Below are 20,176 nucleotides of genomic sequence, written 5' to 3'. Positions count from 1 at the left end.
TCTCACGTAGGGTCGCAGGATGACCCAGCCCACGCCCATGACCCCCGACGAGGCGACGGACGCGGCCCGGGCGGTGCTCGACGCGGTCGAGACGGCCGTGGTCGGCAAGCGGGAGTCCCTCGAGCTGGTCCTCACCGGCATCTTCGCCGGCGGCCATGTCCTGCTCGAGGACCTCCCCGGACTCGGCAAGACCCTCGCCGCGCGCTCCTTCGCCCAGGCGCTGGGCCTGCCCTTCACCCGCGCGCAGTTCACCCCGGACCTGCTGCCTGCGGATCTCACGGGCGCCGAGGTGTTCGACCAGCGCACCGGCGACTTCGAGTTCCGCCCCGGACCGGTGTTCACGGGCCTGCTGCTGGCCGACGAGATCAACCGCACCCCACCGAAGACGCAGTCCGCGCTGCTCGAGGCGATGCAGGAGCGGCAGGTCTCCGTCGAGGGCACGACGCGGCCGCTGCCGCGGCCCTTCCACGTCCTGGCCACCGCCAACCCGGTGGAGCACGAGGGCACCTATCCCCTGCCGGAGGCCCAGCTGGATCGTTTCCTGCTGCGCCTGACCTTCGGCTATCCCACCGCCGCCCAGGAATGGGAGGTCGTCTCCCGCCGCCTGGACCGCCGGCGCGAGGAGCAGACCGTCCGCGAGGTGCTCGACGCCCCCGGGCTGCTGGGCGTCCAGCAGGCGGTCGAGGCCGTCCACGTCGAGGACTCGATCGGGCACTACGCGGTGGAGATCGTGGCCGCGACGCGGGAGCACCAGCACGCGCTGGTCGGCGCCTCGCCGCGCGGCACCCTCGCCCTCATCACCTGCGCCCGCGCGCTCGCCCTGATCCGGGGCCGCAGCTATGTGGTGCCCGAGGACGTCAAGACCCTCGCCCACCCCGCCCTGGACCATCGGGTGACCGTCAAGCCCGAGCTGTGGCTGCAGAACGCGACCGGCGCCGGCGTGGTCGAGTCCGTGCTGGGCCAGGTCGAGGTCCCCGCCGCGGCGCCGGCCGTGGGCGCCGGCGCGTGACCCTCCTGCCCGCCAGGGCCACCGCGGCGATGATCCGCGCGGCGGTGGTGGGCAGCGCCGCGGTGACGCTCGCCGTGCTGCTGGGCCGGCCGGTGCTGATCCTCGCGGGCCTGCCGCTGCTCGCCTGGGCCCTCGTGGCGCTCGCGGAGCGGACGGTGCGAGGCCGCGAGGACGGGTTCGAGGCCCCCGAGGTCCTGCCGGGTCGCCGCAGCATCGAGGAGGGCGGATCGGCCGCGGTCACCCTGCGCTCCGCCCCGGCGGCGATCACCGCGATCACCGTCCCGATGGTGCCCCAGACCCGCCTCGCCCCGCGGTACGGGTCCCTCGCCGCCGTGGAGGAGGTGCGCCTGCGCGTGAGCACCCGACGCTGGGGACGGCTGCGGGTGGGACCGTTCCACACGGTCGTCACCGACGGTCTGGGGGCCTTCCGCGCCCAGCAGGAGCTGGCGCCGGTCGACATCCGGGCGGTGCCGGCCTCCACCGTGCTCGACGCCCCGGTCGAGGTGCCCACCCCGATCGGCATCAGCGGCGTGCACCTCTCGCGGCGCCGCGGCGACGGCACCGCGCTGTCGGAGGTGCGGGAGTTCCGCACCGGCGACCGCCTGCACCGGATCAACTGGCGGGTCACCAATCGCACCGGGCGCCTGCACACCAACGCCACCTTCACCGAGCAGGACACCGAGGTCCTCCTGGTCACCGACACGATCGCGGACATCGCCCCCGCGCCGTGGGCCCCGGACGGCGCGCCGTCGAGCCTGGACATGACGGTGCGGGCCACCGCCGCGGTGGCGCGCCACTACCTGACGGCGGGTGACCGGGTGGCGGTGTTCGACATCGGCCACCTCATCGGACCGGTGCGCTCCGGCACCGGGCCCCGCCAGCTCCGGGTGCTCACGAACACCCTCGCCCGCGCGGTGCGCGACGACGGCACCCCGCGCCGGGCGCGGCAGCTGCGCACCGTGCGGCCGGGCACCCTCGTGGTGGTCTGCTCGCCCCTGCTGAGCAGGGACGTGATCGAGCAGATCGGCGTGCTGGTCTCCCACGGGGCCGACGTCATCGTCGTGGACACCCTGCCGCCCAGCGTCGGGGACGTCTCGGTGCTGACCGGGCGGCCGGTGCGCCTGGACGGGAGCTCCTCGGACCGGTTCTGGCCCGAGGCGTGGGCGATCCGCCGCCTGCTCCGGCGGCGGACCGTGCGCGAGCTGCGCGAGGCGGGGGTGCCGGTGACCGCCTGGGAGGGCCCCGCCTCCCTGGCCCCGGTGCTGCTGTCCCTCTCGCGCGCGCGGACCGCCCCGCGGATGAGGAGGTCCTGATGCTCCCTCTGCGGACCCTGCTCGATCCGCTCGCGGACCTGCTCCTGGGCCTGCGCCGGGTGAGCCCCGCCCAGTGGGCGCTGCGCCTGATCGGCGCGGCGGGCATGATGCTGGCGCTGATGGGGGCGCTGCCCATGGGCCTGTTCGCGAACTTCCTCACCGTCCTGGTGACCCTGCTGGTGGGAGGGCTGCTGCTGATCCAGATGATCCTCCCCGACACCGATCTGGGCATCGGCGGACCGCTGCTGGTGCTGCTGGCCCTGGCCGGCCAGGAGGACCTCTCGCCGCTGCGGGCGGGCGGCGTGGGCCTGGCGCTGCTGGCCTCGCACGCGGCCTTCGCCCTCGCGGCGACGACCCCGGCCCACGGGGTCCTCGAGCCCGCCGTGTGGCGGCTGGGGCTGCGCAGCCTGCTGCCGGTCCTCGCGCTCGCCGTGCTCGGCGCGGTGGTGGTGCTCGCCGTCTCGGGGCTCCGCCTGGGGCCGTGGACGCTGGTGGTCGGGATCCTCGCGGCGATCGGCCTGTTCGTCGCGGTGCTGCCGCGGGCCCGCTGAGGAGGCCGACGCCCGCGTGGCGCGGGTCTCCCCGCCCTCCCGCCGCGGAGGGCGCAGGACTACCGTGGCGCTCATGTGGCAGATGATGGACCTCCTGTACGCGCACAAGAAGGACATGGTGGCGCCCGAGGACGCCCTGCCGGGCCGGGCGGCGACCCCGTATCCGCTGGCGCGCGAGCACGCCGTGCTGGGCACGGACATGCTGGGTCCCGACGCGCCGCAGGAGGCGCGGCCCTGGCCGGCCGGCACCGAGGAGATCATCCTGGCCGGCGGCTGCTTCTGGGGGATAGAGCGGATCGCCTGGGAGACCGAGGGCGTGCACACCACCTCGGCGGGCTATGCCGGCGGCTACACCCCGCATCCCACCTACGAGGAGGTCTTCTCCGCGCGCACCGGCCATGCCGAGGCGGTCCGGGTGATCTACCGCGGCGGCGAGGCGACCCTGCGGGCGCTGCTGACCCAGTTCTGGCAGCAGCACGACCCGACCACCGCGAACCGTCAGGGCAACGATGTGGGCACCGAGTACCGCAGCGCCGTGTACTGGACCTCGCCGTCCCAGGGGGAGATCGTCCGCTCCTCCGCACGGAGCTACCAGCAGGCGCTCGACGACGCCGGCCGCGGCACCATCACCACCGAGCTGACACCGCTCGCGGAGGCCGGCGACGGCGTCTACTACACCGCGGAGCCCGCGCATCAGCAGTACCTCGCGAAGAACCCCGGCGGCTACTGCAACCACGGCTTCAACGGGGTGGCCTGCTCCCTCTGAGCAGCTGCGCCTCAGCCGCCCGCACCGCCCAGGAGGTTGCGCCGGGCACCGATCTCGGGGGCCGAGGCGGCCGAGGACGCCGGCGCTCCCAGCAGCAGCGCCGCGGCGCCGCTCGCCTCACGGGGCAGCGGCGCGCCGGAGGGACCGCAGGCCGAGGCCGCGGCCGAGCGCGGCTGGCGGGCCTCCCCGCCCGCGCGGGCGAAGCGGGTCATCTGCTCGGCCGTGGGGTGGACCGCCGTGACCACGATGTCCGCCCCCAGCAGGGTCACCGGCAGCGCCTCCGGTCCCGCGGACGCCAGCAGCGCCCGCACCGGTTCGCACGCCTCGAAGGCCCAGGCGTCCTCGTCCTGGAGGTAGACGGTGATCGGATGACCGGCCTTGGCCAGCGCCGCGGCCTCGTCGAGGAAGGCCTCCTGCCGTGCCGGATCGGGCGGCGGGGAGGGCAGGAAGATGTCGAGCGCCGCGAGCGGCGGGGTCTCGTCCTGTGTGGTCATGGTCCCCACGGTAGCGCTCAGGGGACCTCCGTCTCGCGCCGCAGGGTGAGCGCCGACGGATCGGGCAGGACGAAGCCCGGGGAGGCGAGGTGCTCGAGGGCCTGCGCGAGGCGCGCCTCGTCGGCGCGGACCATCACCGTGAGCATCCCGAGCCGTCCCTCCTCGACCTGGAGCTGCAGCTCGTAGCGGAAGCCCGCGTGGGAGAACTCGCCGGCCACGGGCCAGATCTGGGTGCGCGGCACGGCGAGGCGCTCGGGGTCCTCGACATGGATCTGCACGTCGCCGTCGAGATAGCCGGGGTCGACCGCACGGGCCGCCTCGAGCTGATCGCGCAGCGCCGCGGCGCCGGGAGGATCCGCGGGCCCCGGCGCGAGCAGCGCGGCCAGGAGCGCGCGGACCTCGCACGGCAGCGGGGCGGTCTCCCCCTCGGCGAACCCTTCCTCGGTGCCGCCCCGGCGCTCGATGGGCCCGGTGAGGCGGGGCAGGGCGCAGACCGCCGCCGTCCCCGCCGCGCCGAGCGCCGCCAGCAGCACCCGGGGCCGGCGGACGCCCAGCGCCGCGAGGGAGTCGACCGTCCGCGCGTCGATCCGCTCGAGCACGTCCATCAGGCCGAGGGTGATGCCGCCGGCGACCACGCCGTCGCGGACGGGGTCCAGCAGCGGGGCGTCCTGCGCGGTGTCGGCCGCGAGCGCACCGCTCACCACCGCGGTGCCGACGCGGTAGGCCGCGCGCGGCCCCGGACCCAGCCGGCGCGGCTCGATAAGGGTCAGCGCCCCCACGGCGCCCGCGGCGGCGGTGAGGTGGAGCAGTCGGCGCGCGGCGGGCGAGGTCATGGCGGAAGTGTAGGGCGCCGGACCGCTCTGACCGATCTCCTCCGGCCGGATACCCTCGCGAGGTGGACATCCTCGCCGACGACAGGCCGGCGCCCGCTCACCGGGCGCCGGGCCCTCCGCGGACCCCGGTGCGCGCCCGCCGCACCGTGCCGATCGCCCTGGCCGTGCTGGCCGCCCTCGCCTACGGGCTGATGGGCACGCAGCAGCTGCGCGTCCTCGCCGCCCGATCCTGGGACCTGGGGATCTTCACGCAGCTGCTGCGCGCCTACGGCGAGCTGCGGGCCCCGATCGTGCCCATCAAGGGCGACGCGGTGAACCTGCTGGGCGATCACTTCCACCCGATCCTCGCGCTGCTGGCGCCGGTGTGGTGGGTGTGGCCCTCCCCCGCGGCGCTGCTGTGGACCCAGGCGGTGCTGTTCGGCCTCTCCGCGATCCCGATCACGCGCCTGGCGATCGACCGCCTGGGCGGCGGGCTCGGCACGCTCGCGGGCGCCGCCTACGTCTTCTCCTTCGGTCTGCAGTCGGCCGTCTCCGTCCAGTTCCACGAGATCGCCGTCGCGGTGCCGCTGCTGGCGATGTCCCTGACCCGTCTGCTGCGCGGGCGGGTCCACGGGGCGATCCTCTGGGCGGCGCCGCTGGTGTTCGTAAAGGAGGACCTCGGGCTCACCGTCGCCCTGCTCGGGGTGCTCATCGCGCTGCGCCACCGCTCCCAACGGGTCGAGGGCGCCGCGCTCGCGGCCTGGGGCGTCGGCTGGTTCGTGCTGGCGACCTTCGTCATCCTGCCGCTGCTGAACACGGCGGGTCAGTACGACTACACGGGGAACCTCGGCTCCCCGCTGGAGGTCCTCTGGCCGCCGGTGAAGTGGATGACCGTGGCGATGCTGCTGCTGGCCGCGGGGCTGATCGGTGGCCGCTCGCCGCTGATCCTGCTCATGCTGCCCACCCTGGCCTGGCGCTTCACGGGCACGGTGGAGTTCTACTGGGACTGGTACTGGCACTACAACGCGGTCCTGATGCCGATCGCGACGGCGGCGATGCTCGACGCCCTCGGGGACCGGCGGACGGGCCGGGCCACGGCCTGGCTCCGCCGCGACGCCCCGCTGCCCTCGCGGACGGTCCGCGTCACCGCCGTCTCGGTCTCCGCGGCGGTGACGCTGGCGCTGGGCCCGCTGATGCCGGTCGTGGACGTGATGCGCCCGGCGCTCTGGGAGCCCAGCTGGCGCGCCGAGCCGGCGGCCGAGGCCCTCGAGGCCGTGCCCGACGGCGCCGTGCTCGCCGTGGACATCACGCTGATGGCGCAGGCCGTGCCGGACCACGAGGTGCAGTGGCTGCACGGCCCCAATCAGCGCGTCCCGGACTGCATGCTCTCCGATCGCTACGCCTTCTCCTGGGGCGGCAGCCCGCCGCAGGACCCTGCCGCCTGGGCACAGGATCGGTGGGGCGTCCCGTACGAGACGGTGACCGAGGACGGCGGCTTCACCGTGGTGTGCCGGCCCTAGCGCGATCTCACGCCGGATCCTCGCGCTCGATCGCCGGGCGACGGCCGCGGTGCGGGCGGGCGTCGGCCTGAGCCCGCTCCCGCAGCGCCTGCTCGCGCTCGACCCGCGCCGATTCCAGGCGCAGCCGCCACGGCGAGTAGCGCTCGGCGGCCAGCGCCAGCTGCAGCCCCCGGGAGAGAGCCTGATCCGTGGGCGTCGCCGGCAGCTCGGCGAGCTCCGCCGCGTGCCGGGGCAGCTGCCGGAGGGCGCCGCAGGCGCTCCACCGGGCTGCGACCTGCACGATCTTGCTGCGGGTGTCGAGCAGGGAATGGCCCGCCCCGGGGATCTCCAGCAGCTGGGCGCCGGGGATGCGGGCGGTGAGCTCCCGGGCGATCCGCGGCGGGGCGATGAGATCGCCGGTGCCGGAGAGCACCAGGGTGGGCGCGGTGATCGAGGGGGCGAGGGCGTGGAGGTCCAGCGGCTCCCCGGCGAACGGGGGCACGGCGCGCGCCTGGTCCCCGGACAGCAGCAGCGGATCCAGCGGTCCGCCGTCCGCATGCCGGCCGCGTCCCAGCTCGGTGTGGAGGATCCGGGAGGTGAGGTCGTGCTCGATGACGTACGGGGTGGACTGCAGCCAGCCCTGGTTCAGCACCTGGCGCACGCTGTTCCAGGTCAGGCTCCCCCGGCCCACGGCCAGCAGGTCCACGAGCTCCCGCACCGCGTCGGGGCCGCCGTGCTCGTGCACCGCGAGCACCACGGCACCGGCGCGGCGGGCGTCGATGACACCGTGCCGTGCGAGCCGCCGCAGGGTCGAGGCGGTGGTCGAGGTGCGCGGCTCGGTCCCCTCCCAGTACAGCGCGCGCACCTGCTGCTGGGAGGCCACCTCGTCCTGGGCGGAGGTCAGCGGCGAGTCCAGCACCAGCGAGTGCACCCGCTCGGGGTGGAGGGCGGCGAGCGCCTGGGCGATATAGGCGCCGTACCCGGTGCCCACCAGGGCGACCCGCTCGACGCGGGCGTGGTCCAGGACCGCCACCAGGTCCGGCACCACCTCGCGCATCGTCATCGCCTCCGGCGGCAGGTCCTCCCCCTCGGCGTCCAGCCGCGACAGGCCCACCCCGCGGTGCTCCATCATCAGCACGTCCAGGCCGCGCGAGGCCATGCTGCGCCGCAGCACGTCATAGGGCAGCACCGAGGCCCGCGCCGGCCCGTCGGGGATCAGCAGCACGGGCACCTGGGGGGCGGCGACGCCCGACGGCGCCGGCACGCACGGCGGCGCGCCCGGGGGGCGCGGTCCCGTGCGGCGACCGCGGGCGCGCCGCACGGGGCGGGGCCGACGGGGCACGGTCCGGGCGTAGCGCAGCGGGAACAGCCGCGGGTCCCCGGGCGCGATCTCCCGGTACACCGTCATGACGTCGTTGCGGACCTGCAGCAGGTCGTCCTGCGCCGGTCGGTCGAACAGCTCCGAGGTTCTCCTCGCGCGCGCGACCCTCATTCCTCCGCGCTCCCTGCCGGGTCGCTCATGAGGAGGATCCGAGGGTGTCCCAGAGGAAGGTGTACATCAGGGCGTTCATCCGTGCGGCCTGCTCGTTCGTGGCCGCTCCGCCGTGGCCGCCCTCGATGTTCTCCCAGTACCGCACGTCCGCGCCGAGGGACTCCATCGCGGCGGTGAACTTCCGGGCGTGGCCGGGGTGGACGCGGTCGTCCCGGGTGGAGGTGAGCACGAAGGTGGGCGGGTACGGGGCGGACGGGTCCTCGCGCAGCAGGTGGTACGGGCTGAACGTGCGCAGATGCTCCCAGTCCTCGGTGTCCGGGTCACCGTACTCGGCCATCCAGGAGGCGCCCGCGAGCAGGTGGCTGTACCGCTTCATGTCCAGCAGCGGCACCTGGATGATGACCGCGCCGAACAGCTCCGGGTACTGGGTGACCATGTTGCCGGTGAGGAGCCCGCCGTTGGAGCCTCCGCGCACCGCGAGGTGCTCACGGTCGGTGACCCCGCGCTCCACCAGGTCCTTGGCCACCGAGGAGAAGTCCTCGTAGGCCCGGTGGCGGTTCTCCTTGAGCGCCGCCTGGTGCCAGTGCGGACCGTACTCGCCGCCCCCGCGGATGTTCGCGAGCACGTAGGTGCCGCCGCGCTCCAGCCAGGCCTTGCCGATGGCGCCGAGATAGGACGGGGTCAGGGAGATCTCGAAGCCGCCGTACCCGTAGAGCAGGGTGGGACGGGGGCCGGCGGAGCCGGAGAGATCCTCGGCGTCCAGCCGGCTGATCTCGAAGTACGGGATCCGGGTGCCGTCGTCGCTGATGGCGAAGTGCTGGCTGACGTCCAGCCCCTCGGCGTCGAAGCGCGCGGGGGCGGACTTGACGATCTCGAGCTCCCCCACCTCGCCGCCGCCGGCCACGTCCGCGAGGTCCGCGAGGTGGAGGGCGGTGGGCTCGATGAAGCCGGTGACGGTCACCCAGATCTCGTCGCTGACGTCGGCGTCGACGGCGGCGACGTCGATCGATCCGCGCAGCTCGGGGAAGAGGTCGCGCCGCTCCCAGTCGCCGTGCTCGTCGCGGGTGTGGACCTCGAGGCGGTGCAGCACGTCCTCGAGGATCGTGAGCACCACGGCGGTGCGGGTCACGGTCACGCCGGCCAGGGACGTGGACTCGGTGGGCTCGAACAGCAGGTGCAGCTCGCTCTCACCGGCCTGGAATCGCTCGAAGTCGCCCACCACGAGCGATCCGGCGGGATAGAGGGCGCCGTCGACCTCCCAGTCGCTGCGCGGGCTGAAGAAGCCCAGGTCGCGGTGCGCGTCCACCTCGAGATCGGAGGGGACCTCGACCTGCGTGAGCGCGGGCGGCTCCTGCGTGCGGTCGACCACGTGGACGGTGGTGTCGTAGAAGGCGTGCGCCTCGATCACCCAGTCGCGCTCCCAGCCGGGTGTGGCGTCGTGCCCGGCGAAGACCGCCATGTCGCTCTCGGGGACCTCGTGCACCAGCTGCGCCTCGGCCAGCGGGGTGCCGCGGCGCCAGATCCGGGCCTGGCGGGCGTAGCCGGAGCTGGTGGTGGTGCCCTCGCCGAACGCGGTGCTGGCCCAGACGGTGTCCCGGTCGATCCAGCTCAGCGACCCCTTGGCCTCGGGGCGCTCGAAGCCGCCCTCGGAGGCGGGCACGAAGGACCGGGTCTCGAGGTCGAACTCGCGGGTGACGTCCGCGTCGGAGCCGCCGTGGGAGAGGTCCACCAGGGCGTGCCGGTACGGCTCCCCGTCCTCGAGTCCCGCCGGGCGCAGCAGGCGGGCGCCGTGCCAGACCCAGTCCTCGCCCTCGGCCTCGTTGAGGGCGTCGACGTCCAGCAGGGTCTCCCACACCGGCTCCTCGGTGCGATAGCTGGCCAGGGTGGTGCGGCGCCACAGGCCGCGCTCGTGCTCGGCGTCGGTCCAGAAGTTGTAGAGGAAGTCGCCGCGCTTGGTGACGGCGGGGATGCGGTCCTTGGCGTCGAGGATCTCCCGGATCTCACGCTGCAGGGTCGCGCTCAGCGGGGTGTCCTCCACGGAGAGCGGGTCGCGGAATGCGTCGAGCTCGGACTCCGCGGCCGCGTTGCGCTCCCGGACCCAGTCCAGGGCGGCCTCGCCCGTGACCTCCTCGAGCCACCGGTGCGGATCGCTCGTGCCGTCGGGGGCGGGCAGCTGCGGGGCGGTCTCGCTCATGAATGCTCCTTGTGATCGGCGGCGAAGGCGGTCAGGACGGTCTTCCAGGCGGCTTTCCAGGCGTCGCGGCCCGCGGAGGTCTCGATGCCCTTGTGCTCGAGGCCCAGCGTGCTGCGCCCCTCGTCCTTGGCGGTGATGTTCACGCTGAGGCGGGTGCCGTCGGACGCCGCGGCGCGCCAGTAGCGCCACCGCTCGGTATCGGTGAGGCTGGGCGCTCCCAGCCCCAGCTCCTCGCGCCGCTGCGGCGTCATGAACGCGTCCCAGCGCCCGCGCACCTCCTCGGGCGTGCCGGCCACGGTGCGGGAGGCGGAGGCGGCGAAGTCGCCCTCGCAGCTCTGCCCCACCACGCGGCGTCCGATGATCTGCTCGTAGGCGACGGTCACGCCCTGCGCCCACCACTCGGTGATCTCCCAGCGCTCGGGCAGCAGACGGGCGATCGCGGCATGGTCGAGCTCGCGCCCGCCCGCCTCGTCGATCCGCTCCACCCAGGTGCCCAGCTCCGTCCCCGTCCCGGTCCCGATGGCACGGGCCCGGGGGTGGTCCTCCGGCCTCGTCGTGGTGCTCATGGGATCAGCCTACGGCCGACGAGCCGGGGCCGATCCCCCCTTCCGCCGATCCGTCGCCGACCCGGCGGCCCGTGGAAGACTGGGCGGATGCGCCGCCGACCTCTCCTGGCCCTCGCCCCCGCCGCCGTGCTGGCGGCCTGCACCGCCCCGGAGCCCGCGCCGGACGGGGGCGCGGAGGACCCCGAGCGGAGCTCCTCGGCCGCCGAGGAGCCGACCGAGGATCCCACGGAGCCCGCCGAGACCACGGAGCCGCCCTCGGGCGCCGAGCTGCTGCTCGCGGACCTCTCCCCGCGCGAGATCGCCGGCCAGCTGGTGCTGGTCGGCCTCGCCGCCGGCGCCGAGCTCCCCGCCGAGGTCCTCGCCGACCATCATGCGAGCGGGATCTTCCTGCTCCAGGTGTGGGAGAGCGCCGAGGCGGTCGATGCCGCCGTGGCCCGGGCCCGCGAGCTCGCCCGCGCCGATCTGCCGCCGCTGATCGCGGTCGACCAGGAGGGCGGTCAGGTGCGGATGCTGCGCGGGGACGCCGCCCGGCGGACGGCCTCCGCCGAGTCCCTGGGTGCGGAGGGGCCCGAGGCCGTCTCCGCGGCGTACACGAGCATCGGCGAGGACCTCGCCGCCCGCGGGATCCAGGTCGACCTGGCACCGGTGGCCGACGTCGTCGACCCCGCCCTCGGCGACGGCAACGCCCCGGTGGGGCAGCTGGGCCGGGGCTTCGGCACCGATCCGGAGCTGGTGGGCGAGTGCGTGGCCGCGGCGACCGCCGCGCTGCAGGAGCAGGGTGTCGCCGCGACCCTCAAGCACTTCCCGGGGCTGGGGAGGGTGGAGGAGAACACGGACTTCTCCGCCGAGGGCATCGAGGACGCGACCACCGGGAGGGACGATCCCTTCCTCGACTCCTTCCGCGCCGGGATCGGGGCCGGGGCGGCGTTGGTGATGATGTCCTCCGCCGTCTACCCCGCCCTGGAGCCGGACGTGCCCGCGATGTTCTCCGCGGCCGCGATCCAGGACCTCCTGCGCGGACGCCTGGGCTTCGAGGGGCTCGTGGTCACCGATGACATCGGCGCCGCGGCCGCCGTGGCCTCGGTGCCGGTCGCCGAGCGGGCCACCCGGCTGCTCGAGGCGGGCGGGGACATGGTGCTCACCGCCGATCCGTCGCTGACCGGCGAGCTGGTCGACGCCATCGAGGACTGGGCCGCGCAGAGCCCCGCGCAGGAGCAGCGCGTGCGCGAGTCCGCCGCCCGCGTGCTCGCGCTCAAGGAGAGCGCCGGGCTGCTCGAGGGGTGAGGGCCTACCGCTTGTCGAGGGTGATCAGGTGGTTGACCGGCCCGTAGCCGCCGGAGTGCCGCGAGATGGTCCAGCTCCGGGCGTCGTCGGTGGCGCTGGCCAGGAACTCCCGGGCGGAGGCGACGATGGTCGCGAGGTCGTCCTCGGTGCCCGCCTCGCCGATCTCGCCCAGCTCCCCGGCCCGGTCGAAGCCGGCGATCCGGGCCAGTTGCGCCGCGATCGCGGCCGAGAGCGTCGTGCCGGCGCCGCGGACCTTGCGGGAGGGGACCCGCCGCGCCCGCAGCAGATCGGTGCCGCCGGCGTGGACGAGGACGTCCACCACGTCCTGGCCGGGCAGGCGGCCCCCGGTGATGAGGACGGTGCCCGGCCCCGCGGCCTGCAGCGCGAGGGCCTGCTCGCGCATCTCGTCGATCGAGGTGGCGAGGGCCCCGCCGGTCAGCTGCGCCGCCTCGGCCATGCTCGGCGTGAGCACGTCGACCAGCGGCACGAGCTGCGAGCGCAGCGCGCCGGCCCCCTCCGCGGAGATCAGCGGGGAGCCGTCGGCGGCGACCATCACCGGGTCCAGGACGATCCGGCCCAGCCGCTCGCGGTGCGCACGCACGGCGCCGGCGACCGCCTCGACGCCCGCGGCGCTGCCCAGCGCCCCGATCTTGGTGGCGTCGATCCACAGGTCCTCCGCGACCGCGTCGATCTGCCCGCGCACCACCGCACCCGGCAGCGGATGCATGTCGCGCACGCCCTGGGTGTTCACCGCGGTGATCATGCTGACGGCGCTGGCGCCGTAGACGCCCAGCGCCGTGAAGGTCTTGAGATCGGCCTGGATGCCCGCGGCACCGTCGGATTCCGAGTCGGCGACGGTCAGGACGAGGGGCGGACGCATGCAGTCTCCATCTCTCGGGGTGCCGGGAGCTCCGGGGGCGCGGCGCGCTGAGCGGAGACTACCAAGGGCCCCTGGCTTCTCTATCCTGGAGGAAGGGCCGTGGGGCCGCGCGTGCGAGAATCACCCGTGGCGACGGGCCCGCGCAGGGTGGACGGGGAGTTCCCGGCCCGCCGGGGAGGTGACGATGGCACAGGATCTGCACGGAGGCGGGGAGCGCCCGTCGGACGCCGGGCGGCAGCTGCCGGATTTCCGCACCTCGGAGGCCGCGTCCCTGCCCGACCACGCCGCCCGTTCCGAGGCCGCGACCCTCGGCGAGCCCTCCGAGGGCGCCCGGCGCCGGACGCTGACCCTGATGTGGTCGGTGATCGGCGGCTCGGTGGTGCTGCTCGCCGTCATCGCCCTGGTGCTCTCCCAGACCGTCTTCCGCTCCGTGCTCGAGGATCCGGGCCCCACCGCCGGCCCCAGCAGCGAACCGCGCACCGCGGAGGGCCAGTCCGAGTACGTGCCGGACCCGGAGGACCCCGAGCTGGCTCCCCCGCCGCCGCTGTTCACGCAGGCCCCCACCACCGAGTGCACCGTGCCCCCGGACCCCGCCCCGGCGCCCGCGGCCGGGCCCGGCACCGTGCGCGGCGGCGGCCTCGAGTACACCGCGCCCGCCGCATGGGATTACGGCTGGGCCACCGGTTCCCTGCCCTACATGACCGAGATCGGCGCCGAGGCCCGCCAGGTCGAGGGCAGCTGGTACAGCGTGGTCAACCTCGGCCGCGTCGTCTGGCCGGAGGAGGAGGGCGGCTATCCCGGCCTCGAGAGCTCCGCGGTCGCGATCTTCCAGTGCTATGCGACCACCTCGGGGGTGGTCTCCCATTTCGGCGAGAACCCCGAGGTGACCGACTACCGCTCCGAGGCGATGACGGTGGACGGCGAGCCCGCATGGATCGTCCAGGCCACCTACCATTTCGAGGACCCTGACGTCCTGGAGACCTCGAGCGCCTCGGTCGTGACCTCGATCGTGGTGGAGACCCCGAACGGCCCCAGCGCGCTGGCCAGCGACGTCGCCGCCGATCAGCCCGAGCATGTCCAGGACCTCGAGGACATCATCGCTTCGCTCGCCGTCGTCGAGTGACCACCCGAGACCTCACCCCTCCCCTCCCCGCGCCGAAGGAGCCTCCGTGCACACCGGACCGCAGTACACCTCGACCCAGCCCCAGGGACCGGGGTCCGGCGGCGGGCGCGGTGCCGCCCTGCTGATCGGAGGACTGGCCTTCGCCGTGGTCTTCCTGCTGATCGTGGGCGGGACCGTGGGCTACCTGGTGCTGCGCACCGGTGGCTCCGGAGGCGGCGGTGCGCAGGTGACCTCGTCGTCCACCGCCCCGGATCCCGAGAGCTCGCAGGCCACCACCTCCGCCGATGCCACCCCGACCGACGTCGAGGAGGAGACCTGCTGGACCCCCGAGGGGACGAACCGCACCTCCAGCAACCCCTCGGGCAAGCTCCGCGGCGGCGGTCTGCAGTTCATCCCGCCGGCGGAGTTCGACGGGCGCACCACCGCGTGGTGGTTCTCCTTCCTCGACGACTCCCAGACCGCCTATGCGACCGTCGAGGAGAACTGGCAGTCGACCCTCACCGTCGGCGAGGTGGTCTGGCAGCCCGGTGTCGAGTACCCCGGTGCCGAGGCCGCCTCCGAGCGGATCACCACCTGCATCTTCCGCGCGAGCATCTGGGGAGACACCTCCGGGCGCTCTCTCGACGACGAGGTCACCGAGCCGGTGACGATCTCCGGCATGCCCGGCTACCGCACCACCGCCACCGTGAACTGGGAGTCCTCCGACCTCGAGAGGACCGACGCCGCGCTGATCTCGGTGACGGTGCTCGACACGCCGCAGGGCCCCAGCGCCTTCATCTCCGAGACCGCCGCGGGCGTCGCCGAGCACGAGGAGGGCGCCCAGGCCGCCTACGAGTCGCTGACCGGCTACTCCTGAGGGTGCCGGCCGCGCCCGCCGGCTCGAGGGATCTCAGACCACCGCGGAGGCCAGGCGGCACAGGTCGTCGACCACACTCGCCAGCCGCGGACGGCGATTCCATTCCTCGAGCGTGAGCTCGCGGCTGCGGGAGCGGTAGACGTCCTCGACCACGTGCATCTTCTCCATGAAATCGGTGCCCCCGACCATCAGGGAGCACTCCATGTCCAGCAGGAACGAGCGGATGTCCATGTTCGAGGAGCCCACCACGGTCACGGAGTCGTCGATGGTCACGTGCTTGGCGTGCAGGATCGTCGGCGCCCGGTACAGCCAGATCCTCACGCCGGCCGCGAGCAGCGCCCCGTAGTAGGACCGCTGGGCGTGGGAGACGAGGAACTGGTCGCCCACCTCGGAGACGAACAGCTCCACCGCGACGCCCCGCTTGGCGGCCGTCACCAGGGCGGCGAGCATCGACTCCTCGGGGACGAAGTACGGGCTCACCGCCGTGATCCGGTGCGAGGCGGAGTAGAACAGCTGGTTGAACAGCAGCAGGTTGTTCTCGAGCACGAAGCCGGGGCCGGAGGGGACCAGCTGGCACTCGTAGGTGCCCGAGGTGTCCTCCGGGACCGTCACCACGGTCTCCAGCGGCAGCTGCTCGTCGGACTCGTAGTACCAGTCCGTGGCGAACAGCAGGTTCATCTCGGAGACGATCGGTCCGCGCAGACGGATCATCGTCTCCTGCCAGTGCAGGCCGCGGCGGATGTTCGCCCTCTTGTCGTAGTGCGCGGCGATCATGTTCTGGCTGCCCATCCAGCCCACCTGGCCGTCGACGATCAGCAGCTTGCGGTGATTGCGCAGGTCCGGGCGCTGGAAGGCGCCGTCGCGCAGCGGTTTCAGGGGCATCATCGGATAGTGCTCGATGCCGTGGGCGTCGAGCCGTCGACGCAGGGCGCCGTAGTGCGGCCGATGGCTGAGCGAGCCCCAGTGGTCGTAGAGCACCCGGACCTCGACCCCGCGATCGGCGACCTCGCAGAGGGCGGCGACGACGTCCTCGGTGGCCTCGTCGAGGACCATGGTGTAGAAGAGCACGTGGACCGTGCGGCGTGCGGTGCGGATGTCCGCGGCCATGCCCGCGATCGAGGCGGCGTAGTCGATCTCGAGGTCCGCGGCGTTGTTGCCGGTCAGCGGGTACGCCCCGAGCTCGCGGTTCAGCCGCACGGCGGACTGGAGCCAGCTGGGCACGTCCTCGTCCAACGCGCTGTCGGGGATCTCGTGGGACCGCTCCCGCATGAGCGACGTGACGATCCGCTGCTTCTCCCGGCGCCGGCGGGGCAGCTGCGCCTTGCCGAGCAGGAGGTAGAGCGGGAAGCCGATGATCGGCAGCAGCATGATCGCCAGCAGCCAGGCGATCGCCGAGCCGGGACGCCGATCGCGGGGCACCACGATCAGGCTCACGATCCGCAGCACGACGTCCAGGACGAGATAGGCGTAGGTGAACACCACGACCCAGTGGTCGAGCACCCACTGCCACAGCTCGGCCATGACCTCCCACCCCCCCCCCGTCAAGGCGGGGGCGGGCTCCCGGAGGAGCCCGCCGCTTCAGCATACGGTCGTCGCGGCCGCGAGGCCGCTCGGACGTCAGTCGCCGCGCAGGATGGCGAGGATCCGCAGGATCTCGACGTACATCCACACCAGCGTCACGGCGAGGCCGAAGGCCACGCGCCAGGCGTAGACGCGCGGCGTCCCCGACTCGAGGGCGTGCTGGATGTCCTCGAAGTCCATCACCAGCGAGTACGAGGCCAGCACGACGGCGAGACCGCCGATGACCAGACCGAACAGGCCCGAGCGGAGGTCCCCGCCGGTGAAGAGGGCGAGGACGAGGTTCACCACGAGGAACAGCCCGTAGGCGACCATCGCGACGAAGAAGATCTTGTTCAGCCGCGGGGAGGTGCGCAGGATGCCCATCCGGAACATCACCAGCACGGTGCCGGCGACCGCGAGGGTGCCCACCACGGCCTGGAGCGCGATGCCCGGGTAGAGGTACTCCATCGTGGCGCTGATGCCGCCGAGGAAGAGGCCCTCGAAGACGGCGTAGGCGAGCACCGCCAGCGGCGAGGGCTGCTTCTTGAAGATGTTGACCAGAGCGGCGACGAGACCGCCCACCACGCCGATCAGGGTCGCGCCGCCGGCGAGGACCAGGCCCAGCTGAGCCCCGGCCTCCCCGCCGACGATCCCCAGGACCAGAGGCAGCAGCGCCACCGCGGCGCCGACGACGATGATCGTGCCGAGGGTGGCGGTGATCGCGTTGAGGGCGTCCTTCAGGGTCATCCGGCCGGTGTCGAAGCCGGTGGCCGCCGGACGGGCGTAGGCGGCCTCGAGCGGATCGGCGCCGGGGGCGACGGGCGCGCCGGCGCCCTGACGCTCGAAGCCCGAGGACCATTGGGTGTTCTGGGCGGGAGCGGCCTGCGCGGGCTGCCCGAAGCGGGGCGCGCTGTACTGCGTGCCCCCTTGGACCGCCTGGTCGCGGCCGAACACGATGTTGTGGCGTGCCATGGGACTCCTCACGGGGTCAGGGGAGGTCGAGGACGGACGGCGGTCACGCGCAGAGGCGGAGGCGCCCGTCGGACCGACCGCCCCAGTCTACCGAGGTTCCCCGTGATCTGGCTGTACGCTCCCTGCGCTTCGGGCGATCAGCGCGCCGCGGCCAGGGCCTGCTCGAGGTCGGCGACGAGGTCGGCGGCGTGCTCGATGCCGAGGGACAGGCGCAGCAGCTCGTCGGAGATCCCGGCGTTCGCCCGCGCCTGCGGGGTCATCGCCTCATGGGTCATGGTGGCCGGACGGCAGATCAGCGACTCCACTCCGCCGAGGCTCACGGCATAGGCCGGATAGCGCAGCGCCTGGAGGAAGGCGATGCGGTCCAGCTCCGGGGCCAGCTCGAAGGAGACCACCGCCCCGGTGCCCGAGGCCTGGGAGGCGTGGACGCGCGCCTCCTCCTCGCTGTGCGAGCCGGGGTAGTGCACCTGCGCGACGTCCTCGCACCCGCGCAGGAAGTCCACGATCGCCAGGGCGTTGGCCTGCTGGCGCTCGAGGCGCAGCGGGAGCGTCTTGACGGCCTGGATCAGGCGGAAGGAGTCGGCCGGGGAGAGCACCCCGCCCTCCGCCTTCTGCGCGAGGCGGAGCGCGTCGGCGAGGCCGTCGTCGTCGACGGTCACCGCGCCGGCCAGCAGATCGGAGTGCCCGGCGAGGTACTTGGTGGCGGACTGGACGACGATGTCGGCGCCGAGCGCGAGCGGCTTCTGCAGCACCGGGGTCATGAAGGTGTTGTCGACGATGACCAGGGCGCCGTGCCGGTGCGCGAGCTCGACCAGGGCTCTCAGGTCCGTGATCCGCAGGGTGGGATTGGCGGGGGTCTCGATGAACACGGCGCGGGTGGCGGGGGTGAAGTCCGCGTCGGTGAGGGCGCCGAGGTCGTCGACGAAGCGGGCGGTGGCGCCGCGCTTCGGGAGCACCAGGTCCACGAAGCGGTAGGTGCCCCCGTAGACGCTGGCGGGCAGGATCACCTCGTCGCCCACCTCGAGGACCGACAGCGCCGCGGCGGTCGCCGCCATGCCGGAGGCGAAGGCGAAGCCGTGCCGCGCCCCGTCCAGCGCGGACAGCACCGTCTCGAGCTGGGCGCGGGTGGGGTTCGATCCCCGCTGATAGGCGTAGACGCCGTCGTCGGTGGCGGGATCGAGCTCGAAGGTCGAGGCCATGTGCACCGACGGGACGACGGCTCCGTGCTCGAAGTCCCTCAGGGTCTGCACGGCGGCGGTCTGGATGTGCACGGGGCCTCCACGGGTCTCGGGTCCGGGCGCCGACGGTCGGCGCCCGGACCACTGTAGGGCGACGACCGGAGCCCGCCCGGGGCCCGATGACGGAGTGTGACGGCGCTCAGGAGCTCATCGACACCACGGGCACGGGGCCGGTGAAGGTGTCCTCGTGGCGGCTGAGCTGCTCGAGGGTGCGGCGGGCGCGCACCCGCAGCGCCACGAGGGTGGCCACGACCATCGCGAAGCCGGTGCTCGCCAGCACGATCGCCACCACCATCGGGGCCTGGAAGCCGAGTCCCGCGGCGATCACGGCGCCGCCCAGGCTCGCCCCCAGGGCGTTGGCGACGTTGAACGCCGCCTGGTTCATGGAGGCGCCCAGCAGCTCCGAGCGATGGGCGATGCGGATCATCCAGGTCTGCATCGCCGGGCTCAGCGAGGAGCTGAGGAGGTTGACCGCGAAGAACCCGGCGGCCAGGGCGAGCACGGAGGTGTGGGCCACCGCGAACAGCACCACCAGCGCGGTGATGTAGAGGGGGAACCCGATCAGCAGGGTGCCGCGCAGGGAGCGGTCCGTGGCCACGCCGCCGGCCACGTTGCCGATCGTCATCCCGAGGCCCGCGGCGGCCAGCACCCAGGGGACGGCGCCGATGCCGGCGCCGGCCACCTCGGTGGTGATGTCGGCGATGTAGCTGAACACGGCGAAGCCGCCGGAGAAGCCGATCGCGGCGATGCCGATGACGATCCACAGCTGCAGACGGCGCAGGGCCGCGAGCTCGTCGAGCATGCGACGGCCGGGCACCGCCCGCTCGCGCGGGACGGTCAGGCGCAGGGCCACGACGGTGACCAGGAAGACCCCGGTCAGCAGCAGGTACACCGCCCGCCAGCCCGCCACCTGGCCGACGGCCGTGAGCACGGGGACCCCCAGCAGGTTCGCGACCGTCAGCCCGGACAGCGCGAGCGCGGTGCCCCGCCCCTGGCTCCCGGGCCCCATGAGGGAGGCGGCGAGCAGGGAGGCGACGCCGAAGTAGGCGCCGTGCGGGACGCCGGCGAGGAAGCGGGCGAGCACCGTCAGCTCGAAGGTGGGCATGACGGCGGAGAGCAGGGTCCCCACGGCGAGCACCACGGCCAGCGCGACGATCATCGTCGAGCGGCTCCAGCGCACGGAGAGCAGGGCGAGCGCGGGGGCGCCGACGACGACGCCGAGGGCGTAGGCGGTGATGGCGAGCCCGGCGCGGGCGATGCCGGCCTCGGGGTCGGCGGCCCGGGTCTCGGGCAGCAGGGAGTCGGCGATGTTGGGCAGGAGGCCCATCGAGACGAACTCGGAGCCGCCGATGCCGAAGCCGCCCAGCGCGATGGCGAGCAGGGCGAGGCGGCGACGGCGGGGCGTGAGCGCCGCGTGCGGCGCGTGCGGCGTGAAGGGAGTGACGGTCATGGAGGCTCCTCGGACGGGGAGGACGGGCGGGCACGAGGGCGTCATCGACCGAGCGGACAGAATAAGCCAACGCTGTTGCGTTACGTCAAGGGGGGTCGATGTGCGCCCCGGCGGGAT

At 73.8% G+C, this 20,176-nt stretch carries 18 protein-coding genes; 8 read left to right on the top strand and 10 right to left on the bottom strand.

Annotation, left to right across the window (positions count from 1 at the left end; genetic code table 11):
• Positions 1-19 precede the first annotated feature (19 nt).
• The 4 genes from CXH06_RS12380 (at position 20) to msrA (ending at position 3,639) form a co-directional block, all read left to right on the top strand.
• Complete coding sequence (locus tag CXH06_RS12380) at positions 20-1,009, top strand: MoxR family ATPase (RefSeq protein ID WP_114855502.1); 990 nt, start codon at positions 20-22, stop codon at positions 1,007-1,009.
• Complete coding sequence (locus tag CXH06_RS12375) at positions 1,006-2,322, top strand: DUF58 domain-containing protein (RefSeq protein ID WP_232820339.1); 1,317 nt, start codon at positions 1,006-1,008, stop codon at positions 2,320-2,322. Before CXH06_RS12380 ends, CXH06_RS12375 begins: the two co-directional genes overlap by 4 nt.
• On the top strand, positions 2,322-2,873 hold the full coding sequence (locus tag CXH06_RS12370; protein WP_114855501.1) for a hypothetical protein: 552 nt from the start codon (positions 2,322-2,324) through the stop codon (positions 2,871-2,873). The genes CXH06_RS12375 and CXH06_RS12370 overlap by 1 nt, the downstream gene beginning before the upstream one ends.
• Positions 2,874-2,946: 73 nt before the next feature.
• Entirely contained in the window at positions 2,947-3,639 is a 693-nt protein-coding gene (gene msrA / locus CXH06_RS12365; RefSeq protein WP_114855551.1) for a peptide-methionine (S)-S-oxide reductase MsrA, read from the top strand.
• Between the two features lie 11 nt (positions 3,640-3,650).
• Here the strand turns inward: msrA and CXH06_RS12360 are convergent, their stop codons facing one another.
• Together CXH06_RS12360 and CXH06_RS12355 are read right to left on the bottom strand one after the other, a co-directional pair.
• The gene (locus CXH06_RS12360) at positions 3,651-4,133 is read right to left on the bottom strand and encodes an arsenic metallochaperone ArsD family protein (protein WP_114855550.1); all 483 of its coding nucleotides are present in this window, start codon (positions 4,131-4,133) and stop codon (positions 3,651-3,653) included.
• A 17-nt stretch (positions 4,134-4,150) separates the two neighbouring features.
• Entirely contained in the window at positions 4,151-4,966 is an 816-nt protein-coding gene (locus CXH06_RS12355) for a hypothetical protein (protein ID WP_114855500.1), read from the bottom strand.
• Between the two features lie 62 nt (positions 4,967-5,028).
• Between CXH06_RS12355 and CXH06_RS12350 the strand changes: the two genes are divergently transcribed.
• Positions 5,029-6,465, top strand: coding sequence for a DUF2079 domain-containing protein (locus CXH06_RS12350; protein WP_232820338.1), 1,437 nt, complete (start codon positions 5,029-5,031; stop codon positions 6,463-6,465).
• Between the two features lie 7 nt (positions 6,466-6,472).
• Here the strand turns inward: CXH06_RS12350 and CXH06_RS12345 are convergent, their stop codons facing one another.
• Genes CXH06_RS12345 through CXH06_RS12335 form a run of 3 tightly spaced genes read right to left on the bottom strand, consistent with a single transcriptional unit; the run spans position 6,473 to position 10,696 of the window.
• Positions 6,473-7,936 carry an alpha/beta fold hydrolase gene (locus CXH06_RS12345; RefSeq protein ID WP_114855499.1) on the bottom strand — a complete coding sequence of 488 codons (1,464 nt, stop codon included), beginning with the start codon at positions 7,934-7,936 and terminating at the stop codon, positions 6,473-6,475.
• A gap of 25 nt (positions 7,937-7,961) precedes the next feature.
• A complete protein-coding gene (locus tag CXH06_RS12340; protein ID WP_114855498.1) occupies positions 7,962-10,130 on the bottom strand; it encodes a prolyl oligopeptidase family protein in 2,169 nt (722 codons plus the stop codon).
• A complete protein-coding gene (locus tag CXH06_RS12335) occupies positions 10,127-10,696 on the bottom strand; it encodes a hypothetical protein (protein ID WP_114855497.1) in 570 nt (189 codons plus the stop codon). The genes CXH06_RS12340 and CXH06_RS12335 overlap by 4 nt, the downstream gene beginning before the upstream one ends.
• An 87-nt stretch (positions 10,697-10,783) precedes the next feature.
• Here CXH06_RS12335 and CXH06_RS12330 point away from each other — a divergent pair, with 87 nt between their 5' ends.
• Positions 10,784-11,980 carry a glycoside hydrolase family 3 N-terminal domain-containing protein gene (locus CXH06_RS12330; RefSeq protein WP_114855496.1) on the top strand — a complete coding sequence of 399 codons (1,197 nt, stop codon included), beginning with the start codon at positions 10,784-10,786 and terminating at the stop codon, positions 11,978-11,980.
• Positions 11,981-11,984: 4 nt separating this feature from the next.
• Here CXH06_RS12330 and thiD read toward each other — a convergent pair whose 3' ends face one another.
• On the bottom strand, positions 11,985-12,860 hold the full coding sequence (thiD, locus tag CXH06_RS12325; protein ID WP_114855495.1) for a bifunctional hydroxymethylpyrimidine kinase/phosphomethylpyrimidine kinase: 876 nt from the start codon (positions 12,858-12,860) through the stop codon (positions 11,985-11,987).
• A gap of 184 nt (positions 12,861-13,044) precedes the next feature.
• On the opposite strand from thiD, the gene CXH06_RS12320 reads away from it, so the two are divergent.
• Both CXH06_RS12320 and CXH06_RS12315 read left to right on the top strand, forming a co-directional pair.
• Complete coding sequence (locus CXH06_RS12320; RefSeq protein WP_114855494.1) at positions 13,045-13,983, top strand: hypothetical protein; 939 nt, start codon at positions 13,045-13,047, stop codon at positions 13,981-13,983.
• Positions 13,984-14,029: 46 nt separating this feature from the next.
• Positions 14,030-14,839: a hypothetical protein gene (locus CXH06_RS12315; protein WP_114855493.1), complete on the top strand. Its 810-nt coding sequence runs from the start codon at positions 14,030-14,032 to the stop codon at positions 14,837-14,839.
• A gap of 33 nt (positions 14,840-14,872) precedes the next feature.
• Here CXH06_RS12315 and cls read toward each other — a convergent pair whose 3' ends face one another.
• The 4 genes from cls to CXH06_RS12295 form a co-directional block, all read right to left on the bottom strand.
• Positions 14,873-16,360, bottom strand: a complete 1,488-nt coding sequence (gene cls, locus CXH06_RS12310) for a cardiolipin synthase (protein ID WP_114855492.1) — start codon at positions 16,358-16,360, stop codon at positions 14,873-14,875.
• Between the two features lie 96 nt (positions 16,361-16,456).
• The gene (locus CXH06_RS12305; protein WP_114855491.1) at positions 16,457-17,371 is read right to left on the bottom strand and encodes a Bax inhibitor-1/YccA family protein; all 915 of its coding nucleotides are present in this window, start codon (positions 17,369-17,371) and stop codon (positions 16,457-16,459) included.
• Between the two features lie 137 nt (positions 17,372-17,508).
• Entirely contained in the window at positions 17,509-18,642 is a 1,134-nt protein-coding gene (locus tag CXH06_RS12300; protein ID WP_114855490.1) for a PLP-dependent aspartate aminotransferase family protein, read from the bottom strand.
• Positions 18,643-18,748: 106 nt separating this feature from the next.
• The gene (locus tag CXH06_RS12295; protein WP_114855489.1) at positions 18,749-20,059 is read right to left on the bottom strand and encodes an MFS transporter; all 1,311 of its coding nucleotides are present in this window, start codon (positions 20,057-20,059) and stop codon (positions 18,749-18,751) included.
• Positions 20,060-20,176: the final 117 nt, after the last annotated feature.

Source organism: Brachybacterium sp. YJGR34 (genome assembly GCF_003347015.1).
Classification (GTDB): Bacteria; Actinomycetota; Actinomycetes; order Actinomycetales; family Dermabacteraceae; genus Brachybacterium.
Note: the sequence above shows the minus strand (reverse complement) of the source record. Positions and strands in the feature narration are given on the sequence as shown.